Below are 18,060 nucleotides of genomic sequence, written 5' to 3' on the forward strand. Positions count from 1 at the left end.
ATGGCGCTGGAGACCTACCGCCGCAAGCGCGACTTCAGCCGCACCGCCGAACCCCAGGGCGGTGAGAGCGCAAGCGACGGCCATGCCTATCTGATCCAGAAGCACGCGGCACGCAGGCTGCACTACGATCTTCGCCTCGAACTGGACGGCGTGCTCAAGAGCTGGGCGGTAACGCGCGGTCCGAGCCTGGTACCGGGAGAGAAACGCCTGGCGGTGCATGTCGAGGATCACCCTCTCGACTATGGGACGTTCGAGGGGACGATCCCCAAGGGGCAATATGGCGGCGGCACCGTCTTGTTGTGGGACACCGGCTCCTGGGAGCCGATCGGCGACCCGCACAAGGGATACGCGAAGGGGCACCTCGAATTCGAACTCGCCGGCCGGAAGCTGCGCGGCCGCTGGCACCTCGTCCGCATGGCGAAGCGACGAGGCGAGACCGCCGACAACTGGCTGCTGATCAAGGGCGAGGACGAGGAGGCACGCGACGCGAGCGCGCCTGACGTGCTGGAGGCCGAACCTGATTCGGTGAAAACCGGCCGCACGCTCGACGAAATCACTGCCAGCGCGGCACCTCGCATGCCTGGTGGTACGAAAGCTCGTGGAGCATCATCGGCAAAACCGAAAAGACAGCCAGCGGATCGCGCCTCCGCGCCGCTGCCCGCCTTCGTCGAGCCGGAACTGGCGACGCTTGTTGCCAAGGCGCCGACCGGGAAGAACTGGATCCACGAGATCAAGTTCGACGGCTACCGGATAGAGGCACGGATCAATAACAACGCCCAAGGCAAAGGGCGGGTTCGGCTGTTCACCCGCTCCGGGCTCGACTGGACAGGCCGCTTCGGCCCCTCGCTCGTCGAGGCGCTTGCTAATTTGCCGATACAGTCCGCACTCATCGATGGCGAGCTTGTCGTCGAGACACCTCAGGGCGCGTCGAGCTTCACGCTGCTGCAGCAAGACCTCGCGGCGGACCGGCACGATCGGTTCGTCTACTATGGCTTCGATCTGCTTCATCGCGACGGCACCGACCTGCGCGGAGAGCCGCTTCTTGCTCGCAAGGCCGCACTCGCAACGCTGATGCAGGATGTCCCGCCGCTACTCCGACTAAGCGAGCATTTCGAGGTGGATGGCGCCACCATGCTGCGCCACGCCTGCCGGCTCAGTCTGGAGGGGCTGGTGTCGAAGAAAGCTACCGCGCCCTATCGTTCCGGCCGCAGCCGCGACTGGGTGAAGTCGAAATGCTCCGACCGGCAGGAATTCGTCATCGGCGGCTTCGTGACCTCCACGGCGATGCCGAAGGCGATCGGCTCGCTGGTACTCGGCGTGCACGAAGACGGCCGGCTGGTCCATGTCGGACGCGTCGGCACCGGCTTTTCGCAGGCCGCAGCCCGCGACCTCTACGCCCGGCTCTCGGAGATGACGCGGGCGAGGAACCCATTCGCGGGCGCCCTGACGGCCGACGAAAGACGGGGCGTGAGCTTCGTCGCGCCGCAGCTCGTTGCCGAGGTCGAGTTTCGCGGCTGGACCGGCGACCGGCACCTGCGCCACGCCGCGTTTCGCGGCCTGCGCGAGGACAAGCCGGCGAGGGAGATCGTGCGCGAGACCGCCGCCGTGACGGCACCCTCAATGTCACGGATCAAGCTGACCCACCCCGAGCGTGTCTACTGGCCGGAGGACGGCATCACCAAGCACGACCTCGCCGAATATTGCGCCACGATCTGGCCGCGCATCGCGCCCTTCGTCGTCGCCCGTCCATTGGCGCTGCTGCGTTGCCCGGATGGCATCGCCCAAGCCTGCTTCTTTCAGAAGCACTCCTGGCGCGGCATGAACAAGGCCCTCAAGGTCCGGCGCGACACCGAGGGCAGCGAGATGCTGGCGATCGACGATCTCGACGGCCTCATCGCGCTGGTGCAGGCCGGCTCGCTGGAAATTCACCCCTGGGGCAGTACGCTGGCGGACATCGAAGAGCCCGACACGCTGGTCTTCGATCTTGATCCCGGCGAGGGCGTGAACTGGCACGCCATGGTGGCCGGCGCGAGGAACGTGAAGTCGCGACTGGAGAGCGAGGGTCTTCCTGCCTTCGTCAAGACCTCGGGCGGCAAAGGGCTGCATGTCGTCGTGCCGCTTCGTCCGCATGCCGGCTGGGATGACGCCAAGGCGTTCGCCAAGGGCATCGCCGAGGCTATGGCGGCCGACGACGCCAAACGCTTCATCGCGGCCGCCACCAAGGCGCGGCGCAAGGGCCGCATCTTCGTCGACTATCTCCGCAACGGGCGCGGCGCCACCGCCATCACCGCCTACGGAACGCGCGCGCGTCCCGGAGCGGCGGTATCGATGCCGGTCGCCTGGGACGAACTCGACAGCCTCACCGGCGCGGCAGACTTCACTCTGGCCAATGCGCCGGCCCGGGTATCCGCGCAGAAGCGCGATCCCTGGGAAGATTTCCGCCACGCGGCAGTGCCTCTCGCGACCAAGGCGCCAAGGCGGAAGCGCTAGCGGCGCTTGCGCATCTCGCTCGCCAGGCTGGCCTTCAGCACATCCATAATGTTGACCACGTTGGTCGGCGTCTCATCGCCGTCCTTGTCCTTGGCGCGGCGGGGCGGCGACTTGCCCGCGGTTGCCTTCTTGCGGGCAGAGATCAGTGCCTTCAGCTTTCCCTGCATGGGATCGCGAACATCCGATCCGTCCCATGCCTTGCTGCGCTTGTCGATCAGCTTGCCGATAAGGCCGACCATATCGGCATCCACCTCGCCGGGGATATTGTCGAGATAGTCCTGCGGCGGCCGCACTTCGTCAGCATAGTGCAGCGTCCACAGCACGATGCCGCGCAAGCGCGGCTCCAGCATCACCACGCGCTCGCGGCGATAGAGCACCAGCCGGGCGATGCCGACGGTGTCGGTGGCAACCATCGCCTCGCGAATGACGGCGAACGCTTCCTCGCCGACCTTGTCGTCAGGCATCAGAAAATGCGGCTTGTCGTACCAGATCCACTCGACGCTATCGGCGGGAACGAAGGTCTCGATATTGATGGTGCGGTTGCTGTCCAACGCCACGGCATCGAGTTGGTCATCATCGAGAACGACATAATTGCCCGGCTCGCGCTCATAGCCGCGGGCCTGATCGTCGTCGTCTACGACCTTCCCGGTTTCGGCATCGACATAGATGCCGGACACTCGGTTGCCCGTCGCACGGTTCAGCGTGTGGAAACGGATCTTCTCGGCTTCCGACGTCGCCGGCGTCATCGCCACCGGGCACGTCACCAGCGAAAGCTTGAGATAGCCCTTCCAAAATCCCCGCCGTGCCATCGCACTCCTCCTCGACGGGGGATAAACGTGTCTCGATGAACGCGGTTCCTCTGGCCGGATTGGGCTTGGATGGCTAATCGTCTCTACCGAGCGGCATCGTCCTAAGCTCCGTTGCGCGGCACGCTCACGAAGAGCTCAAAGCCACCTAGCGCCACAAGCGGAAATTCGACCGGCTCTAGAATCCGGACGTTCGCGAACCAATGGGCAATCCACCCAATAGACGGTCCTGGGCAGGCGCCAAGATCAGACCACCGCCCCGGCCGTGGCTACGCCGGCCTTAGTCTGAATAGGCTTGGCGACCAAGTTGAGGTTGGCGTCACCGCAGCTGCAGCACAGCATCGCTTTCGGCTTGTACTCCAGTGTTACCCAGAGAAGCTCCGAGCACCTGGCGCAGGTAAATGGGTGACGAACGCCTTATGGGCGTCGACCACATGCTGGAAATCCTCGCGCGTCAGATCCGCCCAAGGATTGTAGTGTACACCGGAGCTCAGTTACCGCTGATCGATCTTAGCGTCCTCGCGCACTCCACCTGAAAGCGGCGGCGCGGCCGCCGATTGCCGTGACCAAATCTGGCTTGTTCCAGGCGTTGGCCGAGGCCTTTGCCTTCTTGACGGCGTCGGTGAGGCCGTTCGATGCCCCGCTTACCAGGCCGCCGAAGCCGAAGCTTCCGGCTGGGCGTCACCTTTGGCGAGCTGGGCGGCGATCTCCTCCCAGACACCGGCGTTGGTCCTTTCGGCCGGCCTGGTGTCGACGCTCCAGTTCTTGCAGTGGGCGAAGCTCTTCCCCTTTATCAGCCCTTCCGCCTTCATATGACAGCCACACCTCGTCGTGGGTGTTCAGGATGAATTGCGTCTTCGGGAACTGCTTCTTCAGAAGCGCGCTAGTGAAGCAGGCTCCGCCCAATGATGGTGTGCTCAGCGCGGTCGGCAAGCTCGGCGTCAAGGCGAACAGCTATGCCTTCGATGTCGTGATGGTCGATGTCTCGGCAAGCGAAGGCTGGCTGGTGGCCGACAGCCCGCTTTACCGCGTCGATCTCGCCAAGGGCACCGCTACCAAAGTCGGCAAGATCAAGGGCGCCACTGGTATGGTCAACGACATCGCCGTCATGCCGGCGATGTGACGACGCTTGATCGAAACGATGAAGGCCGCTGGAGCGATCCGGCGGCCTGTTGTCGTTTCAGACCGCCGCAACGGTGATCCGGCGCTCTCGGATTTTCGTCATCGGCGGGCCGTCTGGCACGCTCGTCGGCACGGCCTGCGATCAGCAGCGCGACCTGACCTATTCCATGGAAATCACGGTCATGCCGAAGCAGCTCCAGACGCCCGGCTGGATTCTTCCAGCTGCCGTGCAAGTCAGTGCTCTGGCCGCGTGACGGCTGAGCCTTGGCTCAACCCTGAAGCTTATACAGCCCGACATCGATGGCGCCAGAGCGGAAGCCGCCCTCGCAATAGCTGAGATAGTATTCCCATAGCCGCTTGAACTCGGCGTCGAAGCCCATCCGCTCGATCGCCGGCCACGCATCCAGGAACCGGGTACGCCATTCCGCCAGCGTCTGCGCATAGCCGATGCCGAAGTACTGGGTCTCGACCAGTCGCAGCCCGGCGCGGCCGGCTTCATCGGCGATGTGCGTCTTGGTCGGCAGCATGCCGCCGGGAAAGATGTGACGCTGAATGAAATCGGTCTGCCGCCGATACCCGTCGAAACGATCGTCGGCGATGGTGATGACCTGCAACACCGCCGAGCCCGCCTGCTTCAGGCTGGCTCTTAGCTTGGCGAAGTAGATCGGCCAATAGGCTTCCCCCACCGCCTCCAGCATCTCAATCGATACGATGCGGTCATAGGTTTCGGAAACATCGCGATAATCCTGCAAGCGTAGTTCGGCATTCGCGGTGAGCGCGGCGTCGGCAGCCACCCGGTCCTGCGCATAAGACAGCTGTTCGCGCGAGAGCGTGATGCCGGTGACATTGGCACCGCTTTGCGCGATTGCCGCGGCCAGTGCGCCCCAGCCGCAGCCGATCTCCAGCACGCGTTCGCCCGGCTGGGCATCCAGCATGGCAACGATGCGCGCAAGCCGAGCCTCCTGTGCCGCCTCAAGGCCCTGCCCCGGCGCGACGGCTATGGCGGAGGAGTAGCTCATGCTGCGATCGAGCCAGAGCCGGTAGAAATCATTGCCGAGATCGTAGTGGAACGCGACGTTGCGGCGGCTTCCGGCTTTCGAGTTGCCCTTCAGCGCATGGCAGAGTCTGTTCCACAGCCGCACCGGCGGCAGGGCCGCGATGCCGGCGGCAAGCTCGGGAATATTCAACGCGGCAAGCTCGATGAAGACCGGAAGGTCCGGGCTCGACCAATCGCCCGCCACATAGGCTTCCGAGAAAGCGACATCACCGCCGATAATCAGCCGCTGGAGCGCACGCCAACGATGCAGCACCAGCGTCGCCTCCGGCCCGGGTTCTGGCCCGCGCACGGGCAGGCGGCGGCCATTCGGCGTCACGATGGTGAGGCTTCCGATGGCGATGCGGCACAGCAGCCGGGTCAATAAAGCCTCACGGAAGCGCAGAGGCGCGGCCGACGTGTCGATGTCACGGGCAGACTTGGCGAGGCTTTCGGCGTTTAAGCGCATGCAGCCCTTCCTCAGGATCGGCGGGGAGGCGAAACACTGACGGGTGTCTCGGGCGCCGGTGGGCGTGGACGCAGGCTGATGCCCTTGGCCCAGATCCACAGCGCTTCCCAATGTATGCCGGCGATGACTTTAAGCGTCAGAAGTGGATGCACTATCAGCGCGCGTGTCAATTGACGGTCGCTGATAGGACGGCGCTTGGCGGCAAGAACGGCGCTCAAGACTGAACCGGTGGCATCGCTGGCCAGTATGGCGACCCGCAGCGCCTCGGCGGGCGGGTCGACGCGGAAGCTGTAGGTCAGCTTCATGTCCATGAAGGGCGAAACATAGAAGCACTTTTCCGCCTTTTGGCGCAGCGGCGTCGTCTGGTCCGCCCCGACCGGAATGAGATAGGAATGACGCTGGCCGAAAGTGTTGTTCACCTCGTACATCACGGCGAGAAGCGAACCATCCCGCCGGTAGCAGAAATATATGTTCAGCGGATTGAACGCGTAGCCGAACAGACGCGGCATGGTGAGCAGCCTCACAGCGCCGCCATCGGGCTCCAACCCGGCCGACATCAGCAAATGCTCGATCTGCGCCTTCAGAGCTCCACCCTTGGAATCTGCATAGTCGCGATCGTAGAAGCTCAGCAAGTTGAAGCGGTTGCGCGAAAACACCTTCAACCGCCGATCCAGTGCGTCGATCTCGTCGAGATCGAGCAGCAGCGAGAACAGCCGATATGCCAGCCGGTGGTGGCGCGGCTTGAGCCGTATATGCATCACTGATCCAACATAGAGCGCCGAGGCGGTGTCGCTCATGATGCGGTATCCCACATGACGGGCGCCATCTGGCGCGACGGCAGGACGATGCGACCGGACTCGTCAGCAACATCCCACGGTCGCCGGACGCCTCCCAACTCCTCGGCAGCGGCGAGCCCCGACTGAAGCCCATCCTCATGAAAACCCGCGCCGAAATAGGCGCCGGCAAACCACACCCCGCCTTCACCCTGCAGCGTCCACAGCCGCTGCTGCGCCGCCATGGCATCGGCATCGAACACCGGATGATCGTAGGAGGTGCGGTAGGCGACCGTCGCGGGATCGGGCGCTAAGGTGGGGTTGAGAGTGACGAACAGCGGCTGGTGCTCTGGAATATGCTGCAGTCGATTCATCCAGTAGGTCACGCACAGCCCGGTGTCGCCCCGCTGATCAGCCAGATAGTTCCAAGCCGCCCACGCGCCGCGGCGACGGGGCATCAGCCGGGCATCGGTGTGCAGCACCGCATCGTTGCGGCTGTAGCGGAACGCGCCGAGCAGTTTGGCCTCAGCCTCGTTAGGATGCTCCAGCATGGCGAGCGCCTGATCGGCATGGGTTGCGATCAGAACCCGGTCGAAACGCTGCTCATTGCCGTCCGCATCGACCACCACCACGCCATGCGCCACGCGACGCACCGCACGGACCGGCCCGCCCATGACCACGCGACCTCGGAACTCCTCCCGCAACCGCGCCACATAGTTGCGGCTGCCGCCGGCAACGGTGCGCCAGATCGGCCGCCCAGTCACCTGCAGCAGGCCGTGATTGGCGCAGAACCGGACAAAAGCCGCGGCCGGATAGCGGCCGACATCGGCGGCTGGCGTCGACCAGATCGCCGCGGCCATCGGATAGAGATGATCATGCCGGAACGCGGCGCCGTAGCGATTACTGTCGAGATAGCTATCGAGGCTCTGCAGTCCCATCGTGGGCAGGTCGCGCGGGGCGTTGCGATAGAAGCGCATGAGGTCCGCCAGCATCGAGCCGAAGCGCGGCGACAGCAAATTGCGCGGCTGGACGAACAGTCCGCGCAGATCGGTGCCGGCATATTCCAGCCGCCCGCCATCCAGCGACACGGCAAAGGACATATCCGTCGCACGGGTCGCCACATTCAGCCTGGCGAGCAGCGCCGTGAGATTGGGGTAGGTCGCCTCATTATAGACGATGAAGCCGGTATCGACCGGAACGCCTGCGGCCTCCACCGTGTTGGAATGACCGCCAAGTCGCCCCTCACCTTCCAACAGCGTAACATCGTGGCGCTCAGACACCAGCCAGGCGGCGGACAGACCTGATATGCCCGCGCCGATGACCGCGATGCGCAGGGCGGAGCCGGGCACGAAATCCTGGCGAATGTTCATGACGCGCGTTCTCGGAGCCGGTGGAGTGCGAGGGCGTGGTTGTCTGATATGTACGCAGCCGGCTTCCCGATGGATCACGCTTTGGCGCAATGATCCGGCATCTGAACCGGCGCGTAGAAGGGGTCATGAATGCGTTCCTGGAACCTGCACGCTCCGAAATCGCCAACACGTCGCCATCGCGACGGGGAGCGCTCGTGACACGTTTGATGCAGGACGGTGCTACGCCTGACGGCGGCGAACTGTCGGACCTGATCCGCAGGGTCGCCGATGACCAGGACCGGCATGCCTATGCCCGGCTCTACAGCTATTTCGCACCGCGCGTGACGTCTTTCCTGCGCAAGTCCGGCCTGCCCGCCAACGCCGCGGAAGAGATTGCGCAGGAAGTGATGCTCGTGGTCTGGCGCAAGGCGTCCTATTTCGATCCGGAAAAGGCGGGCGTGGCGACCTGGATCTTCACCATTGCCCGCAACCTGCGCATCGACCACTCCCGGCGATCAAGAGTCGCTACCGCTGCCGAAGCCACCCCTGTCGATAATGAGGAGGTCGCGCCGTCCGGCGAGGTGCTGCTGCTGGTTGCCGAACGCGAGGCCAGTGTGCGCGCTGCGCTTGGCTCGCTCTCGGAAGAACAGGCGGCCATCGTCCGGCTGTCATTCTTCAGCGACAAGGCACATTCCGAGATCGCCCAGGAGCTCAGCCTTCCCCTCGGCACAGTGAAATCGCGCGTGCGCCTCGCCCTCGGGCGGCTGCGCACGCTGCTGGAGGGCCAATCGTGACAATCCATCATCACGCGACCGATGAGACGCTCATGCGCTATGCCGCTGGGCAGTTGCCGGCCGCACCAGCCCGGGTGATCGACGTGCATCTCTCCGGTTGCCCGGCCTGCCGCGCCCGCGTCGAGCAGTTCGAGGCATTGGGCGGTGCTCTGCTGGAGCAGATCGAGCCGGCGGCGATGTCGCCCGGCGCCTTCGCCGCCGTGCTGCGTGCCATCGATGCGACGGACGAGAAAATCACGAAGACCGTGTCGTCTCTCAGCTCCGTGGGCTGCGCCCGCGCGCCGGCGATGTTGCCAGGGGGGATCGGGCTGCCCGAAGCCCTGCGCGACTGCGAGATGGGACCCTGGCGGTGGATCGGCATCGGCGTGCGCGCAAGTGTCATCACCCTGCCGGAGGATTCCGAGGCGCGGTTGATGCTTCTGCGCGTCGGCGCCGGCCGCAAGCTACCGGAGCACGGCCATTTCGGCACCGAGTTCACGCAGGTGCTGGTCGGGTCGTTCGCGGATGAATTCGGGCGCTACATGCCCGGCGATCTCAGCGAGATGGGCCACGAGATCGAGCACCAGCCCATTGTCGATCAGGAATGCGAGTGCATCTGCCTCGCCGCGCTGGACGGCGGCATGCGGCTCACCGGCTTCTTCGGTCGGTTGATCCAGCCCTTCGTCAAACTGTGAGAAAAGGCATGCGCGAGGCTTTGCTCATCGCGCTCGCCTTTCTCGCCACCGGCGCGGGCGCCGCCGCCTTCGCGCCGGCCGCCATCCTCAACGCGCTGTCGCGGCTCGAGCCGGTGTGTGTCGTGACCGACCAGAACTATGCAGAGGGTGATCGGCACGGCGTGGACATCTACGCGCCGGAAGGCGCCTCGGGATTGCCCGTGGTCGTGCTCTTCTACGGTGGCGGGTGGGAAGAAGGCGACCGCGCGCAGTACCGCTTCGTCGGCACAGCGCTGGCGAGCCGAGGCATCGTCACCGTGATTCCCGACTACCGCGTCTATCCGCAAGTGCGGTTCTCGGCCTTTCCGAAAGACGCGACTCGGGCGGTGCAGTGGGCGCATGCTGCCGAGTTCGGCGGCGACCCATCACGGCTGGTGTTGGCAGGCCATTCCGCCGGTGCGCATATCGCCGCCATGCTGGCCTTCGATCCGCAGTGGCTGGCGGGGGTGGGGCTCGATTCCCGGCGCGATCTCGCCGGCATGGCGGGATGCGCCGGCCCCTATGCTTTCCTGCCGCTGCACAGCCCCCCATTGATGGAGATCTTCGGCCCCGAACCGAGGCGCCCGCTCAGCCAGCCGATCAATTTCGTGGTCGGCGGCGAAACACCGGTCTTTGTCGCCACCGGCACGGCGGACACATCGGTCGATCCGGGCAATACTATGCGCCTTGCCGCCCGCATCCGCGCCCATTGCGGCAGCGTCGATACGAGAGCTTACGAGAAGCTAAGCCACCGCAGCATCATCGGCGCCGTCTCCCGACCGCTGCGCTGGCTCGCCCCAGTGCTCGACGACACGGCGGAACTCGTCCATCGCGTCACCCGAAAGGGGGACGCGTCGTGAGCCTCCCGCTCCTTCTCATCATCCTCGCCGCGACGCTCTCGCTCGCCATTGCGGCGGCATGGCTCGCTGCCGAGCGCAGCGGCAATCATGGCTGGGTCGACACCATCTGGTCGTTCGCCACCGGCATCGCCGGCGTTGCTGCCACGCTGATGCCGATCGGCGATGACGCGTGGGCGCCACGGCAGATACTCGTCGCCGCGTTGGTCGCGCTCTGGGCGTCGCGGCTCGGTGGTCACATCCTGCGGCGGACCCTCGAAGGCCATGACGACCCGCGCTATGCCGACCTGCGCCAGGAATGGGGTTCGGAGGCCTCCCGCCGGCTCTTCCTGTTCCTGCAAGTTCAGGCATTGGCGGCGTTCACTTTCGTGCTCGCGGTGATGGTGGCCGCGCGTAATCCCGCTCCGCACTGGCGGATCGGCGATGGTCTCGGCCTTACGCTGCTCCTGGTCGCGCTTGCGGGTGAAGCGTCGGCGGACCGCCAGCTTGCCCGGTTCCGCGCCGACCCCGCAAATCGCGGCCGCATCTGCGACCAGGGACTATGGGGCATCACCCGCCACCCCAATTATTTCTTCGAATGGCTGGGCTGGCTTGCCTATCCCGCCATCTCCATCGATTTCGCTGGCGCCTACCCGTGGGGCTTCGTCACGCTGGTCGCGCCGGCGCTCATCTATGTCCTGCTCGTCCACGCATCCGGAATTCCGCCCACGGAGGCGCACATGCTGCGCACACGCGGAGACGCATTTCGCGCCTATCAACGGCGGGTCAACGCCTTCTGGCCCGGCCCCCCGAGGCGACAAAGGAGCTAGCCCACGGCTTGATTGCGACTGTCGGCCGCTCGGCCGACCGCTTCCCGCTGCCGGCTGCGTTGACGCGCCCACAGGCCTTTAACTGCTGCCAGGTTCACCACCCTGTTCAGAGTCCAAACGCTTTGCCTCAACCCGGATCGTGGCGATGTCGAACTCCGCGCCAAAGCTCTTTCACATCGAAGTCGTGGAGCGCAGCCGCAACCTGGCCAATATCCCGGTAGTGACCGCGGACATGAACGTGGTCGAAACCGATGAGCGTTTCGACCGCATCGTCTCAGTGAAGATGGTTGGGCACATGGCCTAGCATTTCGACCATGCTGACGAGGACGACTGGATCGTGCGGCATGTCTTTACTGGCGGCATCATGAAGATCGGGGGCTGCTATGGCAGATGAGAGCTCGGTTCGTCGTGAAGAAGGGATGGCGCTGGGCGGCCGTGAGGCTGAACGTGGAGGGCTCAGCCTTGGCCCGTGCCCACAAGGGCGCGGGTGATCATCATGCCCGCCGTAGCGGACACGGCGGTGAGCGCCGTTCCCCAGATCAGGTCGGCGACCGTGATCAGCGGCGGCCAGTTGCGCAGCGTGGCGTGATTGGTGAGGTCATAGGTGCCATAGGCGACCACACCAAGAAAGGCGCCGAGTGCGATCGCTGTGCTCCAACGGCCGGAGGCCAGCGCCGGCTGTACCGCGAACACGACGATGCCGGCGATATAGAGCAGGTAAAATAGAATGGCCGGCAGCAGATTGAGCTTGTCGCTCATCAGATCGCCGAGCTGCGGGCGATAGAGCCGGCGCGCCATCAGGCTGAGCCAGACCGTATCGAAAAGGAGGAACACGATTCCTGTAGAGAGGTAGCTGATCGCAATCCGCACCGATATCTCCCCAGCCGTCACGAAGCTCTTCGGCTAATACGTCTGTGATCCGCAGTTGGATCAGCGGGGGTCCAAGAGACAACAACAATTTGGCCTATGAGTGGAGTGCGCCCCTGCGGGTAGACAGGATCAGGCTGCGGTTTTGACCGGGAGCCGGGCGTGTTGATCCTCGAACTGCTGCGGGCTGAGATAGCCGAGCGCGGAATGCAGTCGGCTGGTGTTGTAAACCTGATCGATGAAGCGCGGAAGGTCGGCAGCGACATCCTCGAAGGTCTCATAGGCCATTGGATAGACAGCCTCGACCTTCAGCGTCTTCATGAAGCTCTCGGCCTTGGCGTTATCATAGGGGTTGCCGCGGCGCCCCATCGATCCGACGAGACCATGTTCGGCGAGGGCCTGCCGATAGCGTCCAGCCGCGTATTGGGAGCCGCGGTCCGTGTGGTGGATGCAGCCGGGCGGCGGTCCGCGCTTTTCAATGGCTGTGCGCAGGGCGGCCAGCGTCAGCCGGACGTCGATCGAGCGGCCAATGGCGTAGCCGACGACCTTGCGCGACCATGCGTCGAGGATAACCGCGACGTAGACGAAGCCGGTGGTGATCGCGACATAGGTGATGTCGGCTACCCAGATCTGGTTCGGCCCATCCGGGATCATGTCCTTCGCCAGGTTCGGGAAGATCGGCAGGTCATGATCGCCATCGGTGGTGGCGATATAGCGCCGCCGCTGTCGAGGCTGGAGATCGTGCGCGCGCATCAGCCGTCTGATCTTCTTATGATTCACGACGAAACCGCGATGACGCAGGGCCGCCTGCATCCGGCGGTAGCCATAAGTCTCGAAGCTCTCGGAGATCGCCGCCATCGTCTCGACGAGCGCGGTGTCGTCGATGCTGATGGCCGGCTTGTCGTAGTAGGTCGAGCGCGAAATCCCCATCAGCCGGCATCCTTCTGCGACAGAGATGCCGCGGGGCCGGTGACGACGGATGTAGTCGCGCTTCTCGGCCGCGGTTCGTGCTTCAGAGCCCCCTTTAGAAACTCGATCTCCAGCGCCTGCCTGCCAACGAGCCGCTCCAGCGCGGCGATGCGCGCCTCATAGGCTTCGATGGTATCGACGGCGACGGCCTCGTCGTCGAAGGCGCCGCCCTCGAATTTCTGAATCCAGATGCGGATCAGGTTGCGCGACAAGTCATGCCGACGGGCGAGGCTATGGAGCGTCTCGCCGGCCAGGTAATCCTGCGCCACCTGGCGCTTGAACTCGATGCTGTGGGTGCGGTGTCGGGCCATGGGCTTTCATCCTTCGAAAGCCCGGCTCCCCGGTCAACTCCCCGTCGTCACACTGTCCGCCTCAAGGGGCGCACTCCAGCCGCCGGGACCCTCACGGAACAGGCGGGCGATCACCTTCTCCTGCCGTTCCTTCACCCTGTCGCGGAACCGATCGTAGAAATGCGTCTTGGCGATGTGGAAGGCGACGCGATCGAGCGTGGTCTGCTGGGCCGCGATGATCGTTTGCGCGAAATAGATCAGCCAGTCTGTGACAGCGAGCGTCCGATGGACCTCGAGCTGGTCATAATAGGCCTTGCGATGCTGCTCGATGGTATGGGCGAGCGCGATCAGGGTCGGTTGCCCGATGTTCTGGGCGAGGGACTTTTCCGCCAGGGTTCGGGCTGAATGACAGCGAGCCGCTGCTGCCCCGCGTCGACGAAGGTGTGTCCCTCTCAGGCTTTGAAGAAGAACAGGCGCCATTCGCGTTCGAGCAGCCCCGCGAGCGCGTCGAGGCTTTTTCCTCTCGCATCGTCCGCGACCGCATCTTCCGGCGCGTCGTGCTGCGCGCCTATGACGAGCGCTGCGCCATCAGCGGGCTGAAGCTGGTCAATGGAGGCGGGCGCGCCGAGGTGGCGGCCGCGCATATCCGCCCGGTGGAAGCGAATGGCCCCGACATCGTCAGCAACGGGCTGGCGCTGTCGGGTACGGCCCACTGGATGTTCGATCGCGGGCTGATAAGCCTCTCGGGGGATCTGGACATTCTCATTTCCCGGCAAACCAACGATCCCGACGGCGTGCGCGCCTTCATCAACAAAGACGGCCGCGCCATCGCGCCACGCAGGTTGATCGAGCGACCCCATCCTCATTTCCTGCGCTGGCACAGGGAGCATTGTTTCAAGCCGTGAAGCGGAGGCTCCCTATGCCGCTTCCGATCACTGCAGCAGTTCCGCCGTTCGCCTGTCATTGCACGCCACGCTGCGACGCGGATGGAATCCTGTTGAACCGGCCCAATATCGGGCTCTTTTAATCATCCCCACCCGGGATGAGATCGTCATGACCCCGGCATCGTCGGGGTAGGGATGGCGGCAGCACATCATCATCAGAGCTTTGCCCGCGGCGCACGGATGTTGCGCACGGCGCTGGGTCCGGCGATCGCCCGGCATCTGGAAGACCCGACCGTCGTCGAGGTGATGCTGAACCCGGACGGGCGGGTGTGGATCGACCGGCTCTCGGAGGGACTGTCCGACACGGGTGGGCGGCTCTCGCCCGCTGACGGCGAGCGCATTGTTCGGCTCGTCGCGCACCATGTCGGTGCCGAGGTCCATGCGGGAGCTCCGCGTGTTTCGGCCGAGCTGCCCGAGACGGGAGAACGTTTCGAGGGCCTGCTGCCGCCGGTCGTGGCAGCCCCGACTTTCGCCATCCGCAAGCCCGCCGTCGCGGTGTTCACGCTTGAGGACTATGTCCGCGCCGGGATCATGTCGGCCGGAAACGCTGGCGCTTTGCGCCAGTGTGTTGCCTCTCGCGCCAACATATTGGTGGCCGGCGGCACCTCGACGGGCAAGACCACTCTGACCAACGCGCTGCTCGCCGAGGTCGCGAAGACCTCCGATCGCGTCGTCCTCATTGAAGATACGCGCGAGTTGCAATGCGCGGCCCCAAACCTCGTCGCCCTGCGCACCAAAGACGGCGTCGCCTCGCTATCGGACCTCGTCCGTTCAGCGCTTCGGCTGCGTCCCGACCGCATCCCCATCGGAGAGGTGCGCGGCGCGGAAGCGCTCGATTTGCTCAAGGCTTGGGGCACCGGCCATCCCGGCGGCATCGGCACCATCCATGCCGGAAGTGCCATCGGGGCTCTGCGGCGGATGGAGCAGCTCATCCAGGAAGCCGTCGTCACCGTCCCACGTGCGCTGATCGCCGAGACCATCAATCTCGTGGCCGTGCTCTCGGGGCGCGGCGCGGCGCGCCGGCTCACCGAACTCGCCCATGTCGAGGGCCTTGGCCCCGATGGCGACTACCGCATCACCCCTGCTTTCACCGGAGATCCCTCATGATCCGATCGCTCCATCGCGCCGGCAGCGCAGCCCGGCTGGCCGCGTCTGTCACCTGCATCAGCCTGATGGTGACGGCCAGCGCTCATGCCTCTGGCTCCTCCATGCCATGGGAGGCGCCGCTCGAATCCATCCTTCAGTCGATTGAGGGGCCGGTCGCCAAGATCATCGCCGTGATCGTCATCATCTCGACCGGGCTGGCGCTGGCCTTCGGCGACACGTCGGGCGGCTTTCGCCGGCTGATCCAGATCGTGTTCGGCCTGTCGATCGCCTTCGCCGCCTCGAGCTTCTTCCTGTCCTTCTTCTCCTTCGGCGGCGGAGCGCTCGTCTGATGGCGGAGCCGGTCGACATCCCCGGGTTCAGCGTTCCGGTCCACCGGGCACTAACCGAGCCGATTCTGCTCGGCGGCGCGCCGCGTGCCATCGCCATCGTCAATGGCACGCTCGCCGGCGCCGTGGGCCTCGGCCTGCGCCTGTGGCTGGTCGGCCTCGCCCTCGGGGTGATCGGCCATGTCGCGGCGGTGTGGGCGGCGAAGCGTGACCCGCTTTTCGTCGAGGTGGTGCGTCGGCATCTGCGCATTCCCGCGCACCTCGTCGTCTGAGCGAGGTGCGCCGATGATGAACCTCGCCGAGTATCGCCGCCATAACCGGCGCCTTGCCGATTTCCTGCCCTGGGCAGCGCTGGTCGCCCCAAGCATCGTCCTGAACAAGGACGGCTCGTTCCAGCGCACGGCACGTTTTCGCGGGCCGGATCTCGACAGCGCCGTTCCCGCCGAGCTCATCGCGGTCGCCGGGCGGCTGAACAACGCCTTTCGTCGCCTCGGCTCGGGATGGGCGATCTTCGTGGAAGCGCAGCGCCATACGGCCTCGACCTACCCGGCGAGCGCCTTCCCCGATGCCGCCTCCGCGCTGGTCGACGCCGAGCGGCGCGCTGATTTTGAGGGTGAGGACGATGAGCGAACGTCCCAGTGGGACGTTCGCCGGCCGAACGGCAGCCATTTCGAGTCGAGTTATTTCCTGACCTTCACTTATCTGCCGCCAGCCGAGGACGCGGCGCGCACCGAGGGCTGGCTTTATGAAGGGCGGGACAAGGCGGGCCTTGATCCCCATGAGACGTTGCGTGGCTTTACCGACCGAACCGATCGGCTCCTCAACCTTATCGACGCCTTCATGCCGGAATGCCGCTGGCTCGATGACGGCGAGACGCTGACCTACCTGCATGGCTGCGTCTCGACGCACAGGCACCGTGTCCGCGTGCCGGAGACGCCGATCTATCTCGACGCTCTGCTTGCCGATCAACCGCTTACCGGCGGGCTGGACCCGCGCCTTGGCGACCAGCACCTGCGGGTGCTGACCATCACCGGCTTTCCCACGGTGACGACGCCCGGCCTTCTCGATGAGCTGAACCAGCTGGCCTTTCCCTATCGCTGGTCGACCCGGGCGATCCTGCTCGACAAGACAGATGCGGTCCGGCTGCTCACCCGGATCCGCCGCCAGTGGTTCGCCAAACGCAAATCCATCGCGGCGATCCTGAAGGAGGTCATGACCAACGAGGCCTCCGTCCTCGTGGATTCCGATGCCGCGAACAAGGCTGAAGATGCCGACCTCGCGCTGCAAGAGCTCGGCGCGGACCATGCCGGCATTGCCTATGTCACCGCGACGGTGACGGTGTGGGACGCCGATCCCCGCATCGCCGACGAGAAGCTGCGGCGGGTCGAGAAGGTCATCCAGGGCCGCGACTTCACGGCGATGACCGAGACCATCAATGCCGTCGATGCCTGGCTCGGAAGCTTGCCCGGCCATGCATACGCAAACGTTCGCCAGCCGCCGATCTCGACGCTCAACCTCGCCCACATGATCCCGCTGTCAGCCGTGTGGGCGGGCGAGAGCCGCGACGTGCATTTCGACGCGCCGCCACTGCTGTTCGGCAAGACCGAGGGCTCGACCCCGTTCCGCTTCTGCCTCCATGTCGGTGATGTCGGCCATACCCTCGTCGTCGGCCCCACCGGCGCGGGCAAGTCGGTGCTGTTGGCGCTGATGGCGCTGCAGTTCCCACGCTACGCCGGCGCACAGGTCTTCGCTTTCGACTTCGGCGGCTCGATCCGGGCCGCAGCGCTTTCCATGGGCGGCGACTGGCACGATCTCGGCGGCGGCCTCAGCGAGGGAAGCGCGGAGAGTGTGTCGCTTCAGCCGCTTGCGCGCATCGATGAAGCCGCGGACCGCGCTTGGGCCGCCGACTGGCTGAACGCCATCCTCACCCGCGAAGGCGTCCCGATCACGCCGCAGGTGAAGGAGTACATTTGGACGGCGCTAACCTCGCTGGCCTCGGCGCCGGTCGAAGAGCGTACCCTGACAGGTCTCTGCGTCCTCCTGCAGTCCAATGATTTGAAGCAAGCGCTGCGTCCCTATTGCCTGGGCGGCGCTTGGGGCCGGCTGTGTGATGCCGAGAGCGAGCATCTGGGCTCCGCCACCGTCCAAGCCTTCGAGACCGAAGGGCTGATTGGCACTGCGGCCGCGCCTGCGGTGCTCGCCTATCTGTTCCATCGGATCGAGGACCGGCTCGATGGATCGCCGACCCTCATCATCATCGATGAAGGCTGGCTTGCGCTGGACGATGAGGGCTTCGCCGGCCAATTGCGGGAATGGCTGAAGACGCTGCGCAAAAAGAATGCCTCGGTCATCTTCGCCACGCA

General features: G+C 65.1%; 19 protein-coding genes and 2 pseudogenes. 13 read left to right on the top strand and 8 right to left on the bottom strand.

The annotated features are described in order from the left end of the window. Complete coding sequence (gene ligD, locus KHC28_RS06925; protein ID WP_214007614.1) at positions 1 to 2,490, top strand: DNA ligase D; 2,490 nt, start codon at positions 1 to 3, stop codon at positions 2,488 to 2,490. Here ligD and ku read toward each other — a convergent pair. Beyond that, positions 2,487 to 3,299 carry a non-homologous end joining protein Ku gene (gene ku, locus KHC28_RS06930; protein ID WP_214007615.1) on the bottom strand — a complete coding sequence of 271 codons (813 nt, stop codon included), beginning with the start codon at positions 3,297 to 3,299 and terminating at the stop codon, positions 2,487 to 2,489. The two genes, ligD and ku, sit on opposite strands and share 4 nt — an antisense overlap. An 883-nt stretch (positions 3,300 to 4,182) precedes the next feature. Here ku and KHC28_RS06935 point away from each other — a divergent pair. Both KHC28_RS06935 and KHC28_RS06940 read left to right on the top strand, forming a co-directional pair. Further along, positions 4,183 to 4,419 carry a DUF4394 domain-containing protein gene (locus tag KHC28_RS06935; protein ID WP_312893119.1) on the top strand — a complete coding sequence of 79 codons (237 nt, stop codon included), beginning with the start codon at positions 4,183 to 4,185 and terminating at the stop codon, positions 4,417 to 4,419. Between the two features lie 49 nt (positions 4,420 to 4,468). Beyond that, on the top strand, positions 4,469 to 4,672 hold the full coding sequence (locus KHC28_RS06940; protein WP_214007617.1) for a hypothetical protein: 204 nt from the start codon (positions 4,469 to 4,471) through the stop codon (positions 4,670 to 4,672). Positions 4,673 to 4,687: 15 nt separating this feature from the next. On the opposite strand, the gene KHC28_RS06945 is transcribed toward KHC28_RS06940, so the two are convergent. Genes KHC28_RS06945 through KHC28_RS06955 form a run of 3 tightly spaced genes read right to left on the bottom strand, consistent with a single transcriptional unit; the run spans position 4,688 to position 8,063 of the window. Continuing rightward, positions 4,688 to 5,920: an SAM-dependent methyltransferase gene (locus KHC28_RS06945; RefSeq protein WP_214007618.1), complete on the bottom strand. Its 1,233-nt coding sequence runs from the start codon at positions 5,918 to 5,920 to the stop codon at positions 4,688 to 4,690. Between the two features lie 11 nt (positions 5,921 to 5,931). After that, entirely contained in the window at positions 5,932 to 6,717 is a 786-nt protein-coding gene (locus tag KHC28_RS06950) for a DUF1365 domain-containing protein (RefSeq protein WP_214007619.1), read from the bottom strand. Further along, a complete protein-coding gene (locus KHC28_RS06955) occupies positions 6,714 to 8,063 on the bottom strand; it encodes an NAD(P)/FAD-dependent oxidoreductase (protein WP_214007620.1) in 1,350 nt (449 codons plus the stop codon). The genes KHC28_RS06950 and KHC28_RS06955 overlap by 4 nt, the downstream gene beginning before the upstream one ends. Before the next feature lie 125 nt (positions 8,064 to 8,188). Between KHC28_RS06955 and KHC28_RS06960 the strand changes: the two genes are divergently transcribed. The 5 genes from KHC28_RS06960 (at position 8,189) to KHC28_RS06980 (ending at position 11,498) form a co-directional block, all read left to right on the top strand. Beyond that, positions 8,189 to 8,836, top strand: coding sequence for a sigma-70 family RNA polymerase sigma factor (locus KHC28_RS06960; RefSeq protein ID WP_246564463.1), 648 nt, complete (start codon positions 8,189 to 8,191; stop codon positions 8,834 to 8,836). After that, positions 8,833 to 9,510 carry a ChrR family anti-sigma-E factor gene (locus KHC28_RS06965; RefSeq protein ID WP_214007621.1) on the top strand — a complete coding sequence of 226 codons (678 nt, stop codon included), beginning with the start codon at positions 8,833 to 8,835 and terminating at the stop codon, positions 9,508 to 9,510. Before KHC28_RS06960 ends, KHC28_RS06965 begins: the two co-directional genes overlap by 4 nt. Before the next feature lie 8 nt (positions 9,511 to 9,518). Beyond that, entirely contained in the window at positions 9,519 to 10,388 is an 870-nt protein-coding gene (locus KHC28_RS06970; protein ID WP_214007622.1) for an alpha/beta hydrolase, read from the top strand. Beyond that, positions 10,385 to 11,194: a DUF1295 domain-containing protein gene (locus KHC28_RS06975; RefSeq protein ID WP_214007623.1), complete on the top strand. Its 810-nt coding sequence runs from the start codon at positions 10,385 to 10,387 to the stop codon at positions 11,192 to 11,194. Before KHC28_RS06970 ends, KHC28_RS06975 begins: the two co-directional genes overlap by 4 nt. A gap of 145 nt (positions 11,195 to 11,339) precedes the next feature. Then, positions 11,340 to 11,498, top strand: coding sequence for a class I SAM-dependent methyltransferase (locus tag KHC28_RS06980; protein WP_214007624.1), 159 nt, complete (start codon positions 11,340 to 11,342; stop codon positions 11,496 to 11,498). Positions 11,499 to 11,650: 152 nt separating this feature from the next. Here KHC28_RS06980 and KHC28_RS06985 read toward each other — a convergent pair whose 3' ends face one another. The 4 genes and pseudogenes from KHC28_RS06985 to KHC28_RS07000 all read right to left on the bottom strand — a co-directional run. Then, on the bottom strand, positions 11,651 to 12,064 hold the full coding sequence (locus tag KHC28_RS06985; protein WP_214007625.1) for a DUF2177 family protein: 414 nt from the start codon (positions 12,062 to 12,064) through the stop codon (positions 11,651 to 11,653). A 129-nt stretch (positions 12,065 to 12,193) separates the two neighbouring features. Further along, positions 12,194 to 13,042, bottom strand: coding sequence for an IS3 family transposase (locus KHC28_RS06990; protein WP_214007634.1), 849 nt, complete (start codon positions 13,040 to 13,042; stop codon positions 12,194 to 12,196). Then, the gene (locus KHC28_RS06995) at positions 12,991 to 13,341 is read right to left on the bottom strand and encodes a transposase (RefSeq protein ID WP_214007626.1); all 351 of its coding nucleotides are present in this window, start codon (positions 13,339 to 13,341) and stop codon (positions 12,991 to 12,993) included. The genes KHC28_RS06990 and KHC28_RS06995 overlap by 52 nt, the downstream gene beginning before the upstream one ends. A gap of 51 nt (positions 13,342 to 13,392) precedes the next feature. Beyond that, positions 13,393 to 13,719: pseudogene (locus KHC28_RS07000) on the bottom strand (DUF4172 domain-containing protein); the annotation flags it as partial. Between KHC28_RS07000 and KHC28_RS07005 the strand changes: the two are divergent. The 5 genes and pseudogenes from KHC28_RS07005 to trbE all read left to right on the top strand — a co-directional run. Continuing rightward, positions 13,719 to 14,225, top strand: a pseudogene (locus tag KHC28_RS07005) (HNH endonuclease); the annotation flags it as partial. The pseudogenes KHC28_RS07000 and KHC28_RS07005 overlap by 1 nt on opposite strands. A 219-nt stretch (positions 14,226 to 14,444) precedes the next feature. Beyond that, positions 14,445 to 15,371, top strand: a complete 927-nt coding sequence (gene trbB / locus KHC28_RS07010) for a P-type conjugative transfer ATPase TrbB (protein WP_376772622.1) — start codon at positions 14,445 to 14,447, stop codon at positions 15,369 to 15,371. After that, positions 15,368 to 15,700, top strand: coding sequence for a TrbC/VirB2 family type IV secretion system protein (locus KHC28_RS07015; protein WP_214007628.1), 333 nt, complete (start codon positions 15,368 to 15,370; stop codon positions 15,698 to 15,700). The genes trbB and KHC28_RS07015 overlap by 4 nt, the downstream gene beginning before the upstream one ends. Next, entirely contained in the window at positions 15,700 to 15,969 is a 270-nt protein-coding gene (locus KHC28_RS07020; RefSeq protein ID WP_214007629.1) for a VirB3 family type IV secretion system protein, read from the top strand. The genes KHC28_RS07015 and KHC28_RS07020 overlap by 1 nt, the downstream gene beginning before the upstream one ends. A 13-nt stretch (positions 15,970 to 15,982) precedes the next feature. Continuing rightward, positions 15,983 to 18,060: conjugal transfer protein TrbE (trbE, locus tag KHC28_RS07025; RefSeq protein WP_214007630.1), on the top strand; the 2,078-nt coding region annotated here is incomplete at its 3' end.

Source organism: Ancylobacter sonchi (assembly GCF_018390695.1).
Classification (GTDB): domain Bacteria; phylum Pseudomonadota; class Alphaproteobacteria; order Rhizobiales; family Xanthobacteraceae; genus Ancylobacter; species Ancylobacter sonchi.